Here is a 16941-nt window from a genome sequence, read left to right on the forward strand (position 1 = left end):
AGCTAGCTAGTAAAAAAGCGCGCCTTTAGCGCGCTTTTATTTTGACCACAGGAGATAACATGCGTATTGGATTTGCAGGGGTGGGCTTAATGGGCTTGCCAATGTGTACTCGCTTATTACAGGCAGGGCATCAATTAGCGGTTTGGAACCGAAGCAAAGCCAAGGTGACGCCTTTAGTGGCAGCAGGGGCAACAGTGTGCGACAGCCCTAAAGCCTTAGCAGAGCAAACGGATGTGGTGATTATGTGTTTGTTTGATGCTGACGCAGTGGCTGAGGTGGTATTTGGGCCGCAGGGCTTGGCTCAGGCCTCCAGAAGTCTGCCCTTAACAGTGGTGGACCACTCTTCTATTGCCCCACAGCGCACTCAAGAGTTTGCGGCACAATTGCCTGCGGGCTGGCAGTGGGTGGACGCCCCTGTTTCAGGAGGAACCGCAGGGGCTGAGGCGGGAAGCTTAGCGATTATGGCAGGTGGTGAGGCCGAGCAAATTGAGCGCTTACAGCCTGTGCTAGAAGCGTATGCGGCGCAAGTAACACATATGGGGGCAGTAGGGGCAGGACAGGTTACAAAGCTGTGTAATCAAACCATCGTGACCGCTACCATTACAGCCATAGCAGAAGCCATGTGCTTAGCTGAGGACGCCAACGTGGACGTGGCTAAATTACCCAAGGCGTTGGCTGGGGGCTGGGCCGATTCAGTGCTATTGCAATGGTTTGTTAATCGCATGCTAAATTTGCCTGAACAGCCTACGGCCACGGTACAGACTATGTTAAAAGACTTAAACACTATTGCAGAGCTAGCGCAGTCTCAGGGCACTGCAATGCCAGTAAGTCATGCGGTACAGCAACTTTATCAAATCGTGCAGCGTCAAGGTCTAGGCAATCAGGACGTATCACATATTATTCAAACTCTAAAAGGCTAATTCATGAGTAAATCAGTAAAGCTAGTGCTAGGTGCAGCGGTAGTCGCAGCGGTCTATGTTGGCAGCACGTGGTATGTAGGAGGTCAAGTACAAGACGAGGTGCATAAGCAAGCCGCTATTGCACAAGATTTTCTTGCTACCCATTCTTCCGTAGCCATGTTTGACCAAAAGCGCAGCTTTAAAATTACCCATTATGAGCGTGGTGTTTTTTCTTCTACGGTCCAGTATGAGATTGAGCTAGCCGATGCTGAAACGGATTTCACTTTTAAATTAGAGGACAAGATCTACCACGGTCCATTGCCAGTGGCTGCCGGGCATTTTGCACCAGCGTTGGCCGTTGCCGAGGGCCAAGTACTACATACAGCGCAAACCCAAGCTTGGTTTGACGCAGCGCAGAATCAGCGCCCAGTCAGTACCAAAACAGTATTTGGTTTTGGGGGGACTGTAACGGGTCAGGCACAGCTAGCCGCATTAAATTATGTGGATCCTGAAGCCAGCGTCACATTAAATACTGAAGCCGTAGCGGTGGGGTATGAGTATCAAAAGAAAACAGGTGAAATTAGCTTAGATATTGCTGCACCCAAGCTAAGTCTGATTGACCCCGAGCAATTTAAGCTAGAGCTTAATCAACTGCATATGCAGGTTAATGCGAGTGAAAATCCGGACCAAGGTCATTATGATTCTGTGCTCACACTTGATCACTTACATTTAAATTCTACCGACACGGGGTTGATGGATTTTAAGGGCTTAGAGGCCAAAGCTAATTACGCCATGCAGGGCGAGCTGACAAATGTTGCTGCAGCCTATGAGCTACAGCAAATAGTGGTCGAGGGCACAGATTATGGGCGTTTAGATTTTGATGTTAATGTAAAAAATCTGCATCAAGATACCATTAATCAAATTGCTTTAGTGGCTGAGTCAGAGCAACCTCAAGACGAAGCCAAATTACGTGCTTTAATAGGCGATTTCTTAGCCTACGAGCCAGAGCTAGAGCATGCCAAAATGACTTGGGCTAACCAAGCGGGCAATAGCTATGTAGCAACCCGCATGAAAGCGGCTCCCGCTTTGGTGCAGCACTTCAAAGAAGGTACCGAACTACAAGGTGAATTAAATCAAGTCTATGAGATTTTGAATTTAGACATCGCAGTGTCGCGCCCAATGCTTCAACAGGTATTGGCGGGTAACGGTTTAATGGCATCTATGTTTGATATGATGTTTGACAGCGCCGTTGAAGCAGGGCAGGAAGTGGGTTTAGTCACCTACGATGGGACACAAGTGCGTTTACAGTTTGCCTTTGATGCCAACCAAAACACCTTGTTGCTTAATAACAAACCCATTACTGAAGAAGAGCTACTGCAGCTATTTTTGGCTTTACAAATGGGTGGCTTACTGTAGACCAGCCTGATGTAATAACTGATGGGTTTGGTAAAGATCTAGACCCATCACACTGCTATAGCTGCCCTCAAGGTGCTGAATAAACACGGCGGCTCTGCCTTGGATTCCATAAGCACCTGCTTTGCCTAAAGGCTCGTTCGATGCACAGTAGTGCTCAATTTCTGCTGTGCTTAGGGCTTTAAATTGAATGGTGCTAGTCGATAAAGCCTGATAAATTTGGCCCTTATAACCTAAACAGCAAGCGCTGTGCACTTGATGAGTGCGTCCTGATAGCCTCTGCAGTATGGCGGCGGCATCGTTAAGATCCGCGGGCTTGCCCAAAATATGCCCATCTAGCTCAACCGTGGTATCAGCACAGAGTACGGGCCAGTCTTGATTTAAGTCTGGCCGCGTAGTGCGCCATTGCAAAGCATGCTGTAATTTCTCTAGTGCAGTACGCTGTACATAATGCCGTGCGGTTTCGTTTGCCAAGATAGGCTCATCTTCATTTCCCTGCGCAGGCACATGCAAAACCGTATGAGCTATACCAATTTGCAGCAATAACTCATGGCGTCGTGGGCTGGCCGAGGCCAAATAAAGTGGGGTGTGCATTAGCAAGCTATCCGCATCAAGAAACCTGTAAAATTTGCATGCTGTCAGTGCCGCCTGGTTGGTTTTGAGTGCCTTGAGTCAGCACAATCCAATCACCGGTCTGAAGTCGATTTTGTTTAACCAAAAAATCAATAGCAGTCGATGCAACCTCGTCGGCAGCATATGCGCTGGCATCAAAATCTACACCATATACGCCCCTAAACAACGCGCTGCGTTGGAAGGTGGCAGCGTGTCGAGTAAAACAGTAAATAGGTACGCTAGATTTTATACGTGACATGATAAGGGGTGTACGACCACTTTCACTTAGACTAATAATGGCTTTAATGCCTGGAAAGTGGTTTGCAGCATACATGGCTGACAAAGCAATGGTGTCATCGCAGCGTTGGAAAACCTCACCTAAGCGGTGCTTAGAAATACCGCTGGTGGGCTCTGCTTCGGCACCTAAACAAATACGTGCCATGGCTTGAATGGCCTCTACGGGGTATTGGCCCGTAGCGCTTTCCCCTGACAGCATCACCGCATCGGTATAATCTAGCACCGCATTGGCTACGTCCGATACCTCTGCCCGTGTAGGCACGGGGCTGGTAGTCATGGACTCCATCATTTGAGTAGCTGTAATAACCAGTTTATTTAAGGTGCGAGCATGGGAAATGATGCGTTTTTGAATGCCTACCAAACGCGCGTCTCCTATTTCTACACCTAGGTCCCCTCTAGCCACCATGACGCCATCGCTGGCGGAAACAATGTCATCCAAAGCGTTGTCGTCTGCTACGGCCTCAGCCCGTTCTATTTTGGCTATAAGCCAAGCCGATGAGCCGGCAGCGTGTAAGAGACCGCGGGCTTGTTGGATGTCTTTACCGTAACGCGGAAAAGAGACTGCCACATAATCTAACTGTAGCTCTGCAACTAATAAAATATCCTTTTTGTCTTTATCGGTTAGGCTGGGGGCGGAAATGCCGCCGCCGCGACGGTTCACCCCTTTGTTATTTGATAGCTCACCCCCATTGATTACAGTGGTGTCTACGCGATCGTCATGGACGGACTGCACTTGCAAAACGATTTTTCCATCATCTAGCAAGAGCTCATCACCGGGTTGACAGGCATCAATTAATGGTGGGTATTCCACAGCAACGATTTGTTCTGTTCCGGCTTCGGTGGGGTGCATAGTGGACAAACTAAACGATTGACCAGCGTGCAATTGCACTGCCCCCTCTTTAAAGCGTGCGATACGAATTTTGGGGCCTTGCAAGTCTCCCATGATCGCTACGCTACGACCATGTTTGGCAGCCAGTTTGCGTACAAGCTGAGCTTTTATACGATGATCTTCTGCTGAGCCATGAGAAAAATTAAGACGGGCCACATCCATTCCAGCCAGAATGAGTTGTTCTATTGCGGCTGCGCTATCGCTAGCAGGCCCCAATGTAGCAACAATTTTTGTTCTTCGCTGTGTCATACCGGTTAGCTCCGATGGTAAGGGTGGTTATGATTAATAGACCAAGCACGATAGAGCTGCTCGGCAAGCAGTACGCGCACCATAGGGTGGGGCAGGGTAAGATCCGATAAGCGTATTTTTTGTGGGCACCGCTTTTTAAATTCAGCATCTAGGCCATCTGGCCCACCAATAATAATAGCAAGGTCTTGGCTTTGGTCGCGCCAACGCTGGAGTTGATCAGCCAATTGCATGGTGGTTAGGTTACGCCCTAACTCATCCAGAGCCACTACATGTGCATGGGCAGGTATAGCTGCCTCAATGCGCTTGGCCTCGGCCGCCATCATTTGAGCTACCGTTTTTCCAGTGGTGCGTGGCTCGGGTTTGATTTCTTTAAGCTCTAAGCTGTAATCCGCAGGCATGCGCTGGCTGTAATCAAGCCAGGCCGTTTGGACCCAGTCTGGCATGCGTTGCCCTACTGCAATAATGTGTATTTTCATAAAGCACAACGCCCATAAAGGGCGTTGAATTAATCATCTGATAAAGAAGGCATTTGATCTGTTTTTAGATCCAATTCCACGGGAAACTCACCCCAAATTTCTTCAAGGTGGTAGTAGTCGCGAATAGCAGGTTGCATGGCGTGCACTACAATGTCGCCTAAGTCCACCAGTACCCATTCACCCGTTTCAGCGCCCTCGTAAGCCAATACATGTAAGCCGGCTTTTTTGGCAGCGTCGACCACGCTGTCGGCCAGTGCTTTAGTTTGACGGCTTGAGTTACCGCTGGCAATGACCACACGATCAAAAAGACCAGTGAGTTTGCTGGTATTAAACGCTTTGATGTCTTGGGCGCGTACATCGTCCAGTGCGTTCACCACAAGTTGAAGTTGATCTTCGATATTCATAAAGTTTTTCATAGCTGATAGAGATGATGTTGTTCAATGTAGTGCACCACAGAGTGAGGCACCATTGAAGCTACGGACTGATGCTGTTGTAGCCGTTCACGTATCAGCGTAGCGGAAATAAACGTAGGGGCAAAGTCTATATGATGCAAGACTTTGTTCTGCGATTGCAAGTAGTCTTGAAGTTCAGTAGGGGCGTGTAACGCGGCACCAGGGCGCTTAGCGACGGCTAAGCGCACATGGTCCAATATACCTTGCCAATGATGCCAGCTGGTAAAGTTTTGCAGCTGATCGGAGCCAAGAATCCAAAAATAATCTTTATCAGAGGGCAGTTGGCTAACCGTATCATAGGTATAAGTGGGGCCACCACGCTCAACTTCTACGGGATTGACAACCAAATGATGATAAGGCTCACAAGCCAACTCCAACATAGCAATACGATGAGGTGCAGAGGCACCCAGCTGCTCTTTTTGCCAAGGTTGTGCCGCAGGCAGCAATTGCACCTGATGCAGGCTAAGGCTATGAAGTGCTGCATTGGCTAGCGCAATATGCGCCGAGTGAACCGGGTCAAAGCTGCCCCCCAATAAACCTATGCGTTCTTTAACCATTCTCTGGGTTTCAGGTAATCGTAAAGCTTAGCCTCGGGGCTATTCGGTTCGGGCTCCCAGCAGTAACGCCAATGCGCTACCGGTGGCATAGACAGTAAAATGGATTCAGTACGACCACCAGACTGCAAACCAAAAAGAGTGCCACGGTCAAAGACTAAGTTAAACTCAACGTAACGGCCACGGCGATACGCTTGAAACTCGCGTTCACGGGTACCATACTCAAGCTGGTAGCGCGCTTTGACTATGGGCATATAGGCTTTAGAAAAATGATTCCCAACGGACTGAATCAGTGCAAAGCTTTGCTCAAAGCCACCTTCATTTAGGTCGTCAAAGAAAATGCCCCCTATGCCGCGGGTTTCATCACGGTGTTTAAGATAAAAGTATTCATCACACCATTTTTTATAAGTGGGGTATTTATCTGTACCGAAAGGCGCAAGCGCATCAGCACACATTTGATGAAAGTGTACGGCGTCTTCTTCGAATGGATAATAAGGCGTCAGGTCTAAGCCACCACCAAACCAGAAAACAGGCGCTTGATCTTCATGAGTGGGGTGCGCGACAAACAAGCGCACATTCATGTGTGAGGTAGGCACATAGGGGTTGCGAGGGTGTATGACCAACGATACTCCCATGGCTTCCCAAGGGCGGCCAGCCAGTTCGGGGCGCTGTGCGCTAGCAGAAGGAGGCAGTTGCGAACCTTTAACATGGCTAAATAGCACCGCAGCACGCTCGAAAACAGTGCTATTTTCAAGATAACGTGAAATGCCGCCACCGCCTTCGGCACGTTCCCACTGATCAGTGGCAAAACGGGCACCATCTATGGCCTCGAGTTGGCCCACAATGTCTTTTTGTAGGCCAATTAAATAATCATAAACAGGTTGAATAGTGGAATTCATTACGACTCGGAGGTAGGTAAAGCACGCCAACCAATATCATTGCGGAACTGTTTGCCATCAAAGTGAACGTGGGTGACAGTGGCATAAGCGGCTTCTTGAGCGCGACGCACGGATTCACCAAGTGCTGTAACGCAAAGTACGCGGCCACCAGACGTTTTGAGTTCGCCTTCGTCTAGCTGTGTGCCTGCATGGAAAATCATGCATTTTTCTGTATTAGCTGGCAAGGTGTGAATCACATCGCCATAGCGAGGGTCTTCGGGGTAGTTGGCAGCCGCCATTACCACGCCAATGGCAGTACGACGATCCCAGTCGATGGTAGCCTCGTCTAGCTTGGTAGCAAAAGCGAATTCAAAAACCTCAGTTAAATCGTTTTTGATACGCATCATAATAGGCTGAGTTTCAGGGTCGCCAAGGCGGCAGTTGTACTCAAGCACTTTCAAGGGACGTGTAGCGTCTGGGCCGTCACCGATCATCAGGCCTGCATATAAAAACCCTGTGTAGGGCAAGCCTTCTTTGGCCATGCCTTGTAGCGTAGGGTTGATTACTTCGCGCATAATGCGGTTGTGTAAGGTAGGGCTGACAATAGGGGCGGGTGAATAGGCCCCCATACCGCCCGTATTCGGGCCTTGGTCGCCGTCTTTTAAGCGTTTGTGATCTTGGCTAGTAGCCATGGGCAAAACGTGTTTGCCATCGCACATCACAATGAAGCTGGCTTCTTCGCCGGTTAAGAATTCTTCGATGACCACGCGAGCACCCGCTTGACCAAACATGCCACCGCCAAGCATATCGTCAACGGCCTCAAGCGCTTCGTCTTCGGTCATGGCAACAATAACGCCCTTGCCGGCAGCAAGACCGTCAGCTTTAACAACAATGGGCGCGCCGTGTTCGCGAATGTAGCTTTTAGCCGCTTCAATATCAGTGAATGAGGCGTAAGCAGCTGAAGGAATTTGATGGCGTGCCATAAAGTCTTTGGCGTATTCCTTGGAGCTCTCTAGTTGTGCGGCGGCTTTGGTTGGGCCAAATATTTTTAAACCGGCAGCGCGAAACGCATCTACCACACCCGCGGCTAAAGGGGCTTCGGGGCCAACAACGGCAAAAGCAATTTGATTGTCTTGGGCAAACTGGACAAGCTCAGCTACCTCTGTGATAGGAACGTTTTGCATACGCTCACCGGTGGCTGTGCCGCCGTTGCCAGGGGCCACATAGACCATTTCAACGCGTTGAGATTGAGTGAGGCGCCATGCCAATGCATGTTCACGGCCGCCACCGCCGATAACTAGTAGCTTCATAATGGAGAGGGTTGGGTGTACCTTAAAAAGTGTTAATTATTCTGTTTCGTCCATAACGGCCGTGGTGTAGACCTCTTGGACATCATCAAGTGACTCAAGAGCATCTAAGAGTTTTTGCATTGTAACTGCCTCTTCGCCCTCGAGTTCGGTTTCGTTCTCGGCTTTCATGGTGACTTCGGCGACTTCAGGGGCCAGACCAGCGGCCTCAAAGGCAGCTTTTACCGCGCTGAAGTGGGTAGGCTCACAAATGACTTCGATTAGACCCTCTTCGTCGGTAACAATATCGTCGGCACCGGCTTCGAGAGCAGCATCCATAACGGCTTCTTCGTTGGTGCCAGGGGCGAAAATAAATTGACCGCAGTGTTTAAATTGAAAAACTACCGAGCCATCTACGCCAAGGTTGCCACCATGCTTGTTGAAGGCATGACGGACTTCGGGAGCTGTGCGGTTACGGTTATCTGTTAAGCAATCTACAATAACGGCAGCACCACCTACCCCATAGCCCTCGTAGCGGACCTCTTCGTAGTTGCCGTCATCGGCACCACCAGCCCCACGCTGCACGGCGCGGCTGACGTTGTCTTTAGGCATGTTAGCTGCGGTGGCTTTATCCATCGCCAAGCGTAAACGGGGGTTTGAGTCGGGGTCAGGGCCTGCCTCGCGTGCCGCTACGGTAATTTCGCGAATAATTTTTGTCCAAATTTTAGAGCGCTTTGCGTCTTGACGCCCTTTACGGTGTTGGATATTAGCCCATTTACTGTGACCAGCCATAACAAATACCAAAAGAAAAAGTGAATGGAAAAGTGAAGAGCCCTGCACGTGTATTCAGGTCTTTGTTCTATGTGTGAACTACACTATTGCAGTGCATCTAGGTTTTGTGCGAGGCTCTATTGTATAACGAGAGCAGTATCGCCCACGCAAAGCGTTCATTTTACAATGAAAAGTATGTGAAACAGCAGAGTTTTGATACGTGGTACTAGTGATACACACTCTAGTGTAGCAATAGACGTGATAATTAGGCAGAGCTTGTTTGTTTGAAGGAACAATTTAGGTGGTATGCCTCTTCACAAGCTAACTTAATAAAAGGTTAAAAAAACATGACCACAGTGTTTATAGCGGTAGAACACCCTAAATTAGGACAGGAATGGGTACGTATTTTTCAAGAATTGCAGCCCGACTGGCAGGTTTTAGAGTGGACGCCAGGGCTTGCAGCTAAAGCAGATATTGCCATTGTGTGGCGACCCGATGCGCAGCTGTTTGTCGAGCAGCCCCAATTGAAAGCGGTATTTAATATGGGGGCGGGGGTAGATGCTATTGATTTTGATGTGATTCCCGAGCATATACCGGTATATCGTGTAGAGGATGGGGGCATGGCCGTACAAATGGCTGAGTACGCGATTTATGGGGTATTAAATGCCACACAGCGGTTTGCTCCCTATGTTGAGCTACAGCAGAAAAATACGTGGAAAGTGCTTCGTCCTGTACATAGAGAGCAGTGGCCTATTGGGGTGATGGGGTATGGGCAAATAGGTCAGAAAGTCGTACAAAGCTTGCAGGTGCTTGGGTATCCAGTGAATGCATGGGTACGTACAGCACGGCAGGCTCCTGCAGGGGTAAAGCTCTATGCCGGAGCACAAGAGTTGGATGCGTTTTTAGCTGCATCGCGTATTTTAGTTAATGTATTGCCTTTAACCCCAGAAACCACTGGGTTATTAGATAAAACAAATTTATTAAAACTGCAGCCCAATAGCTACTTGATCAATATGGCCCGAGGTCCTCATGTGGTGGATCAGGATTTGCTTGAGGTGATTGATAGCGGACATATGACAGGGGCGTTATTAGATGTGTTTCACCAAGAGCCGTTGCCTGCAACGCACCCTTTTTGGCAGCATCCTCGCATTATGATTACCCCTCATATTTCTGGTGTTTCGTTACGGTATCCAACAGCACGTCATATTCATGAAAAAGCACAGGCTTTTTTAACAGGCCAACCCATTTCCGGTTTAGTGCAACGCCAGCGTTTGTATTAATTTTATTGTTTGATGCAATCAGGAGTCTAACTATGTCAACGTCGATTAAAGCCATTCGCATTGAGAAAAATGGTGGTCCAGAGGTGATGCAGCTCGTGCAAATTCCTTTGCCGCAGCCTCAGCCCCATGAAGTCGTAGTGCGTAATAAAGCCATAGGTTTAAACTTTATTGATATTTACTGTCGTGATGGGTTGTATCCATCTGCACTCCCGCATGGTCTAGGTTTTGAGGGCGCGGGCATTGTTGAGGCTGTGGGGTCTGAGGTGACGCATGTAAAAGAAGGCGATCGCGTGGCTTATGGTCAAGGGCCTTTGGGTGCGTATGCCGAAGCTCATTGTTTGCCTGCTGATCGCGTGGTGAAGCTGCCCGACGCCATTAGCTTCGAGGAAGGGGCTGCGATGATGCTTAAAGGGCTAACGGTACAGTACTTATTTCGTCAAACCTATCGCTTAGAACCAGGACAAACTATTTTATTCCATGCAGCAGCGGGTGGCGTCGGGCTGATTGCTTGCCAGTGGGCCAAAGCGCTGGGTGTGAATTTAATTGGCACTGCCTCTAGCGCTGAAAAAATAGAGCTCGCCACACAACACGGTGCGTGGGCCATGATTAACTACAAAACTGAGGATGTGGTGCAGCGTGTGCTTGAGCTTACCGACGGAGCAAAAGTACCCGTGGTGTACGATGGGGTAGGCGCTGCAACCTGGGAGCGCTCTTTGGACTGCTTACAGCCGCGTGGGTTAATGGTGAGCTATGGTAATGCTTCAGGCCCAGTCACAGGCGTTAATTTGGGTATTTTGGCGCAAAAAGGGTCTTTGTATGTGACCCGTCCTATCTTAGGTAATTTTGTGGCCACCCAAGAGGCCATGCAAACGGCAGCAGACGAGCTTTTTGATTTAGTGGAAAGTGGTCAAATTAAAATTCAAATTGGTCAGCGGGTGCCATTAGAAAAAGTGGGTGAAGCCCACCAGGCCCTAGCCGCCGGTCAAACCACTGGTGCCACGATTTTAACTTTATAACGTAATTAATGGCCTGAAGTCATACAAAAGCCGACCCTAATAAGGTCGGCTTTTTTTAAGCAGGAAGTGCCAGTTTTAGGATGCGTCGTGCTCTAAGTGATAACGCTGGACGCGTTCCACTTCATTTTTAGAGCCCAAAATAACGCCTACGCGTTGATGCAAGGCGCTAGGTTGGATGTCTAAAATACGTTGTGCACCATCAATAGCAGCGCCGCCGGCTTGCTCAACCAAAAAGCTCATGGGGTTGGCTTCGTACATTAGGCGTAGCTTGCCATGACGCACCGACTCTCGGTGATCGCGAGGGTACATAAAGATCCCCCCACGACTTAAAATACGATGCACATCGGCCACCATGGAGGCAATCCAACGCATGTTGTAGTTTTTACCTAAGGGACCCTCTTTGCCTTGCAAGCACTCGTCAATATAACGGCTGATAGGGGCTTCCCAATGACGTTGGTTCGACATATTAATAGCGAACTCAGCAGTATCTTGGGGAATGGTAATGGCAGGGTGTGTTAATACCCACGACCCCGTTTCTCGGTCTAGCGTAAAGCCCACTACGCCAGATCCTACAGTCAAGATCAGCATAGTCTGTGGACCATATACAGCATAGCCTGCGGCCACTTGTTTGGTGCCAGGCTGCATAAAATCTTTTTCTTCAATATCGCGGCTGTGTGCTTCTTCGGGAAGTTGCAGCACAGAGAAAATCGTTCCAATAGAAACATTCACATCGATATTTGAGGAGCCATCCAGTGGATCAAATAACAAGAGGTTTTTGCCTTTAGGAAAATGGCTAGGGATACGATGGATGGTATCCATTTCCTCAGAGGCCATAGCGGCTAAGTTGCCACCCCATTCATTAGCCTCAAGCAAAATTTCATTTGAAATCACATCCAATTTTTTTTGCACTTCACCTTGGACGTTTTCACTGTCTAGGCTGCCTAGCACGCCACCTAAAGCCCCTTTGCTAACAGCATGGCCGATGGCTTTGCACGCGCGTGCCACCGTTTCGATGAGTAGGCGTACATCAGCAGTGACTACGTTGTGTTCGCGCTGTTGTTCAACTAAATAATGGGTAAGGTTTTTCTTTAAATGCATGACGTTATTCAATAGTGAGAGCTTTGTGAACGATTTCTTTGACATTGGCAGAGAGCTGCGTTTGTTGCTGTAAGCGCTCAAAACGCTGTTTTAGTTCTGAGCGTAATGGTTCGGCGTAATGCGACCAATTGTCAAAGGCTCGGCATAAGCGTGCTGAAATTTCTGGGTTTAACGCATCCAGAGCCACTACATGGCTGTACCAAAAATCATAACCGGATGGACTGTGTACCTGCGTCATATTATTCGTGCAGAACTGAAAGATCAATGCACGAGCACGATTTGGGTTACGTAAGGTGAAGTCTGGATGCTGGGTCAGAGCAAGGGCTTGGGCTACATCAAAATAAGGAGCGTTCGCCTGAATACTAAACCAGCGATCCAGTACCAACGCATTTTGGTGCCACTTAGCGTAGAAATCGTCCAAGAATGATTGACGCAGTTCAGCTGGGCCATAATGCACAAGTGCTACTAAAGCACCCCACTGATCTGTCATATTCGTCGCACTATGGTATTGAGCTTGCGCCCATGTCAAAGCGTGTGGATGCTGAGCAATGATAAGCTCTTGAAGTGCTAGGTTCTTTAATGCACGGTTACCTGCCTCGATAGCATCAGGCGAATAAGCAGTGGGCGCAGTGGCGACTAAGCGTTCATATAAAGCGGCCCAGGTGCTACTGAGTTGTTGAGCGAGTTGTTGCTGCAGCAGACGGTGACGCTGTATCAAACGGTGGGGTGCCATCGGGCGCATTTGGGTAAGCAGCTGACGCACGCTAGGTAAATTCAAGGCACGGCTTAAATAAGCGCTGGATAAGCTAGTGTCGTTTAATAGCTGTGTCCAGACCTGGAGTAGTGCTTGTTGTAACTGGGTGTTTAGGGCTTCATCATCCGTTAAAAGACAACGTTGGACTAGGTGCTGGATAGCATGCCAACGACTGAACGCATTGTCATCGTGCAGAGCCAGAACAATTAGCTCGTTGATGGAGCGCTCATAATCAAGATGAACCGGGGCAGAAAAATCACGCAATAAGGACAATACAGGTGCTTCGCTAACCTGTTCAAACACAAACTGTTGCTCGTTTTGGTCAAGCTGCAAAGTGAATTCGTTGGCCTGTTTTTTTCCGTGCGTAACAGTAAGAGGCGTACCTGTGGCATCTAAAAACCCAAGGGTTAACGGAATTAACAAGGGGGGCTTAGTAGGCAAAGGCTGAGTTAGTAGCTCTATACCAACCGGTGGGTTGTGTTGCTGAATGCTTAATGTCGCTGTTTGTGATGCGGCCTTATAGTGCATATGAAGCTCTAAGCGCGGTGTGCCTGCTTGCTCATACCAGCCTGCAAAAGCAGCCAAAGACTGTCCTGGAAACTGCGTTTGGTATTGTTGATCCATGCAGGCCATAAAATCGTCGCAGGTGACGGCTTGACCATCAAATTGGGAAAAATAGGTTTTTAAGGCGGCTTGAAATCCACTCTCGCCAAGAAGAGTATGAAACATGCGGATTACCTCGGCCCCTTTTTCATAGATGGTCGCGGTATAAAAGTTGCTGATTTCCTCGTAGCTATTTGGGCGTATAGGGTGCGCCATCGGCCCAGCATCCTCTGGAAATTGCGCCAGACGTAATAGATTTACGTCGTCAATGCGTTTTACAGCTCGAGCGCTTTGGGCTGCTGCGCCTTCTAGTCCTGCCGCTAACATATCCGCGCTGAACTCTTGGTCTCTAAAGACAGTGAGGCCTTCTTTGAGCGATAATTGGAACCAGTCGCGACAAGTGACTCGATTTCCGGTCCAGTTGTGAAAATATTCGTGACCAATTACCGCTTCTATATCGCGATAACTTTGATCCGTTGTACTTTGAGGCTGTGCCAAAACGTAAGCGGCATTGAAAACGTTAAGCCCTTTGTTTTCCATGGCACCCATATTGAAATCGGCAGCAGACACTATCATATAACGATCTAAATCAAGCTCTAAGCCAAAGCGTTGTTCGTCCCAACGTAAGGCGTTAATTAAGCTTTGCATGGCCCACTCGGTTTTGTCGTAGTCGCCTTTATCGCTATAGATTTGCAATAAAACGTTGCGCCCCGAGGCGGTATTAATCGACTGCTCTCGGCAATCAAAATCGCCTGCCACGACTGCAAATAAATAGGAGGGTTTAGCAAATGGGTCTTCCCAAATGGCTTCGTGTTGGGTGCTATTAAGGTCTGCGCTGTGGACGAGGTTGCCATTAGAAAGCAGGTAGGGAAATTGCTGCTTATCGCCTACTAAATGCACAGTGTATCGGCTGAGGACGTCTGGGCGATCCGCAAACCAAGTGATTTTTCTAAACCCTTCAGCCTCGCACTGAGTGAATAAGTGTGATCCGGATTGATATAAGCCCATCAAACTGGTGTTTTGAGCCGGCTCACAATAATTTTCAATTTCGATACTGTGTGAGGGTTGAGTTAGGGGTATACGTAAAGTAGAGGAGTTAAGCTCGTAGTCCGCGTCGCTTAAAACGTGACCATCAACTCGAATGCAGATTAGGTGTAAGTCTTCACCATTTAATACTAATGCAACACCAGGTGTTTGCGTGTGAACAGTAAAACGGCTGTGGACATGGGTGCGTTGCAGATCTAAATCAAAATGTAAATGTAAATGTGGGATCTGGTAGGCATAGGGGGTGTAGTTTTTTCTTAATATGCTTAGGGTCATCGGCTAAATTACAAGAGATAAAAATAAAAACGTTTAATAGGTTTATTGTAGTCTTTTCACGTAATTAAAGGAGTTGATATGCGTGTAGCTAAGACAAAGTTTTACTATAAAAGTATCGGGTATTTTTTGCTGGCAGCCTTGGTGCTGCTGCTTACGGGTTGCGCTAGCTCATGGTCAGCAAAGGTGACTACTTTTCAGCAGTGGCCTGCTGAGCTCTATAATGCGCGCTATCAAATAGTAGCAAACACAGAGCAAAAAAATAGCTTGGAATTTCAATCGGTTGCTGATTCGGTGCGTGTAGCGATGGGCGCAGCAGGTTTAGTAGAAGGGGGCGAGGAAAGTCGATTAGCGGTTGAGTTAAATTATGGTAACCCTGTGCAACAAGAATGGGTAGAGCGTTATACAGACCCTTACGATCCTTTTTTCTATGGTGGACCATTTTCTACGGGGGTGTGGGCTGGTTTTGGATCAATGCGTTTTGGGGGTATGTATTATCCCACGCCACAATATGTATCTGTACCAATTAATGTGTACAACAACACGTTATCAGTTGTAATTAAAGATCGCGAGTTGGGAATGAAAGAAGTGTTTAAAGTAACAGCTATTAATAAAAGTAATGACGATAACTTAGTATCTGTTATCCCTTTGCTTGCTAAAGCAGCATTTACTAACTTTCCTGGAATGAATGGTAAGGTTCAGTATGTAGACTTTAAATAATAAAAAACGCGCAGTTCTTATCGATGAACTGCGCGTTGTAATAGTAATTGGGGTGACGTTACTATTTGATTAAGAAATCATCGCGATTTTTGCCTTGGGCTTCGGCGTCTACAATCCAGCGGGGTGGACGGCCGCGGCCAGTCCATGTATCGCCAGTCTCGGGGTTTTGAAAACGAGCAGGGGTAGAACTCGTTGCAGGAGCACGCTTTTGACGGCGCTCGAAGACCTGGGTGATTTCCTCGGGGGTAATGCCGTATTCCTGCATGGATTTAATTATTGAGTTGATAACAGGGCGGCGCTGACGAGCATGCAGGGTACGCATTTTCCGTTGTAATTTTTGTATTTGTTTTTCAAGCTGCTGCTTTTCGTTTAAGAAATTTTCTTGGGGCATTGTCTTTTCCTGTGTTTGTGTGTTTAGTTAAGTTATTTAACTATTTTGTATTAATGCAAGAGTTAGTTCTTGCAAATAGATTCTAACGCTTTTCATTAAAGAATAAAATATATTAAAAAAGATAGGTTAAGTAAAGTCCAACGTGGAGCCATGATTATGAGTTACCCTGATAATAAACGAATAAATGTAGCAGCCATTCAAATGGTTTCTGGGCCTGAATTAAGCGAAAATTTAAAAGTGGCTGCACATTGGATTGCACAAGCGGCTTTTTCTAAATCGAAAATTATTTCTCTACCGGAATATTTTTGTTTTTTAGGAAATACGGATGCGCAGAAGCAAGTATTAAGTGAACCGTTTGGGGATGGGCCTATTCAACACTTTTTATCAACCCAAGCAGCTTTACATGGCATTTATCTGGTGGGCGGTACGTTGGCATTGCGCTCAACAGAGACCAGCCGTTTTTTTAACAGTACATTGGTTTATGGTCCTAATGGCGAATGTATTGCTCGCTATGACAAAATTCATTTGTTTAGCTTTCAGCGCGGGGCGGAACAATATGACGAAGCCCAAACCATCCAAGCCGGGCCACTGGCTCCCACTGTAGTTGATATAGAGGGTTTTAAGGTGGGGTTGGGCATTTGTTATGACTTGCGCTTTCCCGAGCTTTTCAGAGCGATGGGGCCAATTGATCTTTTGGTTTTGCCTGCTGCTTTTACCTACACCACAGGTCAAGCTCATTGGGAACTCTTATTGCGTGCTCGTGCGGTTGAAAATCAATGCTATGTGCTCGCACCCGCTCAAGGGGGAACCCATCAAAATGGCCGTCGCACTTGGGGGCATACGCAACTTATAGACCCATGGGGTGTGGTAATTAACGATTTGGACACAGGGGAAGGTGTAGTCAGTGGCATAATAGAGAAGAAGCGATTAGACGAAGTGCGTTCAGATTTGCCTGCACTTGTGCATCGCCGCTTTGTTTGAGTTAT

Annotated in this window: 17 protein-coding genes; 6 read left to right on the forward strand and 11 right to left on the reverse strand. The window is 47.9% G+C overall.

The window, feature by feature from the left end:
• Positions 1 to 59 precede the first annotated feature (59 nt).
• Both ACBP46_RS08505 and ACBP46_RS08510 read left to right on the forward strand, forming a co-directional pair.
• The gene (locus ACBP46_RS08505) at positions 60 to 920 is read left to right on the forward strand and encodes an NAD(P)-dependent oxidoreductase (protein WP_371016303.1); all 861 of its coding nucleotides are present in this window, start codon (positions 60 to 62) and stop codon (positions 918 to 920) included.
• A 3-nt stretch (positions 921 to 923) separates the two neighbouring features.
• Positions 924 to 2315 (forward strand): YdgA family protein, encoded by a 1392-nt coding sequence (locus ACBP46_RS08510; RefSeq protein ID WP_371016304.1) that lies wholly within the window; start codon positions 924 to 926, stop codon positions 2313 to 2315.
• Here the strand turns inward: ACBP46_RS08510 and ACBP46_RS08515 are convergent.
• Genes ACBP46_RS08515 through ACBP46_RS08550 form a run of 8 tightly spaced genes read right to left on the reverse strand, consistent with a single transcriptional unit; the run spans position 2307 to position 8797 of the window.
• Positions 2307 to 2906, reverse strand: coding sequence for a Maf family protein (locus ACBP46_RS08515; RefSeq protein WP_371016305.1), 600 nt, complete (start codon positions 2904 to 2906; stop codon positions 2307 to 2309). The genes ACBP46_RS08510 and ACBP46_RS08515 overlap by 9 nt on opposite strands.
• A 16-nt stretch (positions 2907 to 2922) precedes the next feature.
• On the reverse strand, positions 2923 to 4359 hold the full coding sequence (pyk, locus tag ACBP46_RS08520; RefSeq protein WP_371016306.1) for a pyruvate kinase: 1437 nt from the start codon (positions 4357 to 4359) through the stop codon (positions 2923 to 2925).
• 5 nt (positions 4360 to 4364) lie between these two features.
• Entirely contained in the window at positions 4365 to 4835 is a 471-nt protein-coding gene (rlmH, locus tag ACBP46_RS08525; RefSeq protein WP_371016307.1) for a 23S rRNA (pseudouridine(1915)-N(3))-methyltransferase RlmH, read from the reverse strand.
• Between the two features lie 29 nt (positions 4836 to 4864).
• Complete coding sequence (rsfS, locus tag ACBP46_RS08530) at positions 4865 to 5239, reverse strand: ribosome silencing factor (RefSeq protein WP_371016308.1); 375 nt, start codon at positions 5237 to 5239, stop codon at positions 4865 to 4867.
• A gap of 8 nt (positions 5240 to 5247) precedes the next feature.
• Positions 5248 to 5844, reverse strand: a complete 597-nt coding sequence (gene nadD / locus ACBP46_RS08535) for a nicotinate (nicotinamide) nucleotide adenylyltransferase (protein ID WP_371016309.1) — start codon at positions 5842 to 5844, stop codon at positions 5248 to 5250.
• A complete protein-coding gene (gene hemF / locus ACBP46_RS08540) occupies positions 5826 to 6740 on the reverse strand; it encodes an oxygen-dependent coproporphyrinogen oxidase (protein ID WP_371016310.1) in 915 nt (304 codons plus the stop codon). Before hemF ends, nadD begins: the two co-directional genes overlap by 19 nt.
• Positions 6740 to 8029 carry a phosphoribosylamine--glycine ligase gene (gene purD / locus ACBP46_RS08545; RefSeq protein WP_371016311.1) on the reverse strand — a complete coding sequence of 430 codons (1290 nt, stop codon included), beginning with the start codon at positions 8027 to 8029 and terminating at the stop codon, positions 6740 to 6742. Before purD ends, hemF begins: the two co-directional genes overlap by 1 nt.
• Positions 8030 to 8065: 36 nt before the next feature.
• Positions 8066 to 8797 (reverse strand): YebC/PmpR family DNA-binding transcriptional regulator, encoded by a 732-nt coding sequence (locus tag ACBP46_RS08550; protein ID WP_371016312.1) that lies wholly within the window; start codon positions 8795 to 8797, stop codon positions 8066 to 8068.
• Between the two features lie 326 nt (positions 8798 to 9123).
• Between ACBP46_RS08550 and ACBP46_RS08555 the strand changes: the two genes are divergently transcribed.
• Positions 9124 to 10056, forward strand: a complete 933-nt coding sequence (locus ACBP46_RS08555; RefSeq protein WP_371016313.1) for a 2-hydroxyacid dehydrogenase — start codon at positions 9124 to 9126, stop codon at positions 10054 to 10056.
• Positions 10057 to 10088: 32 nt separating this feature from the next.
• A complete protein-coding gene (locus tag ACBP46_RS08560; protein ID WP_371016314.1) occupies positions 10089 to 11072 on the forward strand; it encodes a quinone oxidoreductase family protein in 984 nt (327 codons plus the stop codon).
• Between the two features lie 75 nt (positions 11073 to 11147).
• On the opposite strand, the gene ACBP46_RS08565 is transcribed toward ACBP46_RS08560, so the two are convergent.
• The gene (locus ACBP46_RS08565; protein WP_371016315.1) at positions 11148 to 12170 is read right to left on the reverse strand and encodes a class 1 fructose-bisphosphatase; all 1023 of its coding nucleotides are present in this window, start codon (positions 12168 to 12170) and stop codon (positions 11148 to 11150) included.
• Between the two features lie 4 nt (positions 12171 to 12174).
• Entirely contained in the window at positions 12175 to 14847 is a 2673-nt protein-coding gene (gene pepN, locus ACBP46_RS08570; protein WP_371016316.1) for an aminopeptidase N, read from the reverse strand.
• A gap of 78 nt (positions 14848 to 14925) precedes the next feature.
• Between pepN and ACBP46_RS08575 the strand changes: the two genes are divergently transcribed.
• On the forward strand, positions 14926 to 15564 hold the full coding sequence (locus ACBP46_RS08575) for a DUF4136 domain-containing protein (RefSeq protein ID WP_371016317.1): 639 nt from the start codon (positions 14926 to 14928) through the stop codon (positions 15562 to 15564).
• 61 nt (positions 15565 to 15625) lie between these two features.
• Here ACBP46_RS08575 and ACBP46_RS08580 read toward each other — a convergent pair whose 3' ends face one another.
• Positions 15626 to 15955: an H-NS histone family protein gene (locus ACBP46_RS08580; protein ID WP_371016318.1), complete on the reverse strand. Its 330-nt coding sequence runs from the start codon at positions 15953 to 15955 to the stop codon at positions 15626 to 15628.
• A gap of 150 nt (positions 15956 to 16105) precedes the next feature.
• On the opposite strand from ACBP46_RS08580, the gene ACBP46_RS08585 reads away from it, so the two are divergent.
• Positions 16106 to 16936 carry a carbon-nitrogen hydrolase family protein gene (locus ACBP46_RS08585; protein ID WP_371016319.1) on the forward strand — a complete coding sequence of 277 codons (831 nt, stop codon included), beginning with the start codon at positions 16106 to 16108 and terminating at the stop codon, positions 16934 to 16936.
• Positions 16937 to 16941 lie beyond the last annotated feature (5 nt).

This window comes from Paenalcaligenes hominis, from assembly GCF_041359055.1.
GTDB lineage: Bacteria > Pseudomonadota > Gammaproteobacteria > Burkholderiales > Burkholderiaceae_B > Paenalcaligenes > Paenalcaligenes hominis_A.

Excerpts from the sequence above, each read along its gene's own strand:
- ACBP46_RS08585 (WP_371016319.1), top strand. The coding sequence starts at position 16,106 with ATGATTATGAGTTACCCTGATAATAAACGAATAAATGTAGCAGCCATT.
- ACBP46_RS08515 (WP_371016305.1), bottom strand. The coding sequence starts at position 2,906 with ATGCACACCCCACTTTATTTGGCCTCGGCCAGCCCACGACGCCATGAG.
- ACBP46_RS08560 (WP_371016314.1), top strand. The coding sequence starts at position 10,089 with ATGTCAACGTCGATTAAAGCCATTCGCATTGAGAAAAATGGTGGTCCA.
- ACBP46_RS08505 (WP_371016303.1), top strand. The coding sequence starts at position 60 with ATGCGTATTGGATTTGCAGGGGTGGGCTTAATGGGCTTGCCAATGTGT.
- hemF (WP_371016310.1), bottom strand. The coding sequence starts at position 6,740 with ATGAATTCCACTATTCAACCTGTTTATGATTATTTAATTGGCCTACAA.
- rlmH (WP_371016307.1), bottom strand. The coding sequence starts at position 4,835 with ATGAAAATACACATTATTGCAGTAGGGCAACGCATGCCAGACTGGGTC.
- pepN (WP_371016316.1), bottom strand. The coding sequence starts at position 14,847 with ATGACCCTAAGCATATTAAGAAAAAACTACACCCCCTATGCCTACCAG.
- purD (WP_371016311.1), bottom strand. The coding sequence starts at position 8,029 with ATGAAGCTACTAGTTATCGGCGGTGGCGGCCGTGAACATGCATTGGCA.
- ACBP46_RS08580 (WP_371016318.1), bottom strand. The coding sequence starts at position 15,955 with ATGCCCCAAGAAAATTTCTTAAACGAAAAGCAGCAGCTTGAAAAACAA.
- ACBP46_RS08510 (WP_371016304.1), top strand. The coding sequence starts at position 924 with ATGAGTAAATCAGTAAAGCTAGTGCTAGGTGCAGCGGTAGTCGCAGCG.
- ACBP46_RS08575 (WP_371016317.1), top strand. The coding sequence starts at position 14,926 with ATGCGTGTAGCTAAGACAAAGTTTTACTATAAAAGTATCGGGTATTTT.
- ACBP46_RS08555 (WP_371016313.1), top strand. The coding sequence starts at position 9,124 with ATGACCACAGTGTTTATAGCGGTAGAACACCCTAAATTAGGACAGGAA.
- ACBP46_RS08550 (WP_371016312.1), bottom strand. The coding sequence starts at position 8,797 with ATGGCTGGTCACAGTAAATGGGCTAATATCCAACACCGTAAAGGGCGT.
- rsfS (WP_371016308.1), bottom strand. The coding sequence starts at position 5,239 with ATGAATATCGAAGATCAACTTCAACTTGTGGTGAACGCACTGGACGAT.
- pyk (WP_371016306.1), bottom strand. The coding sequence starts at position 4,359 with ATGACACAGCGAAGAACAAAAATTGTTGCTACATTGGGGCCTGCTAGC.
- nadD (WP_371016309.1), bottom strand. The coding sequence starts at position 5,844 with ATGGTTAAAGAACGCATAGGTTTATTGGGGGGCAGCTTTGACCCGGTT.
- ACBP46_RS08565 (WP_371016315.1), bottom strand. The coding sequence starts at position 12,170 with ATGCATTTAAAGAAAAACCTTACCCATTATTTAGTTGAACAACAGCGC.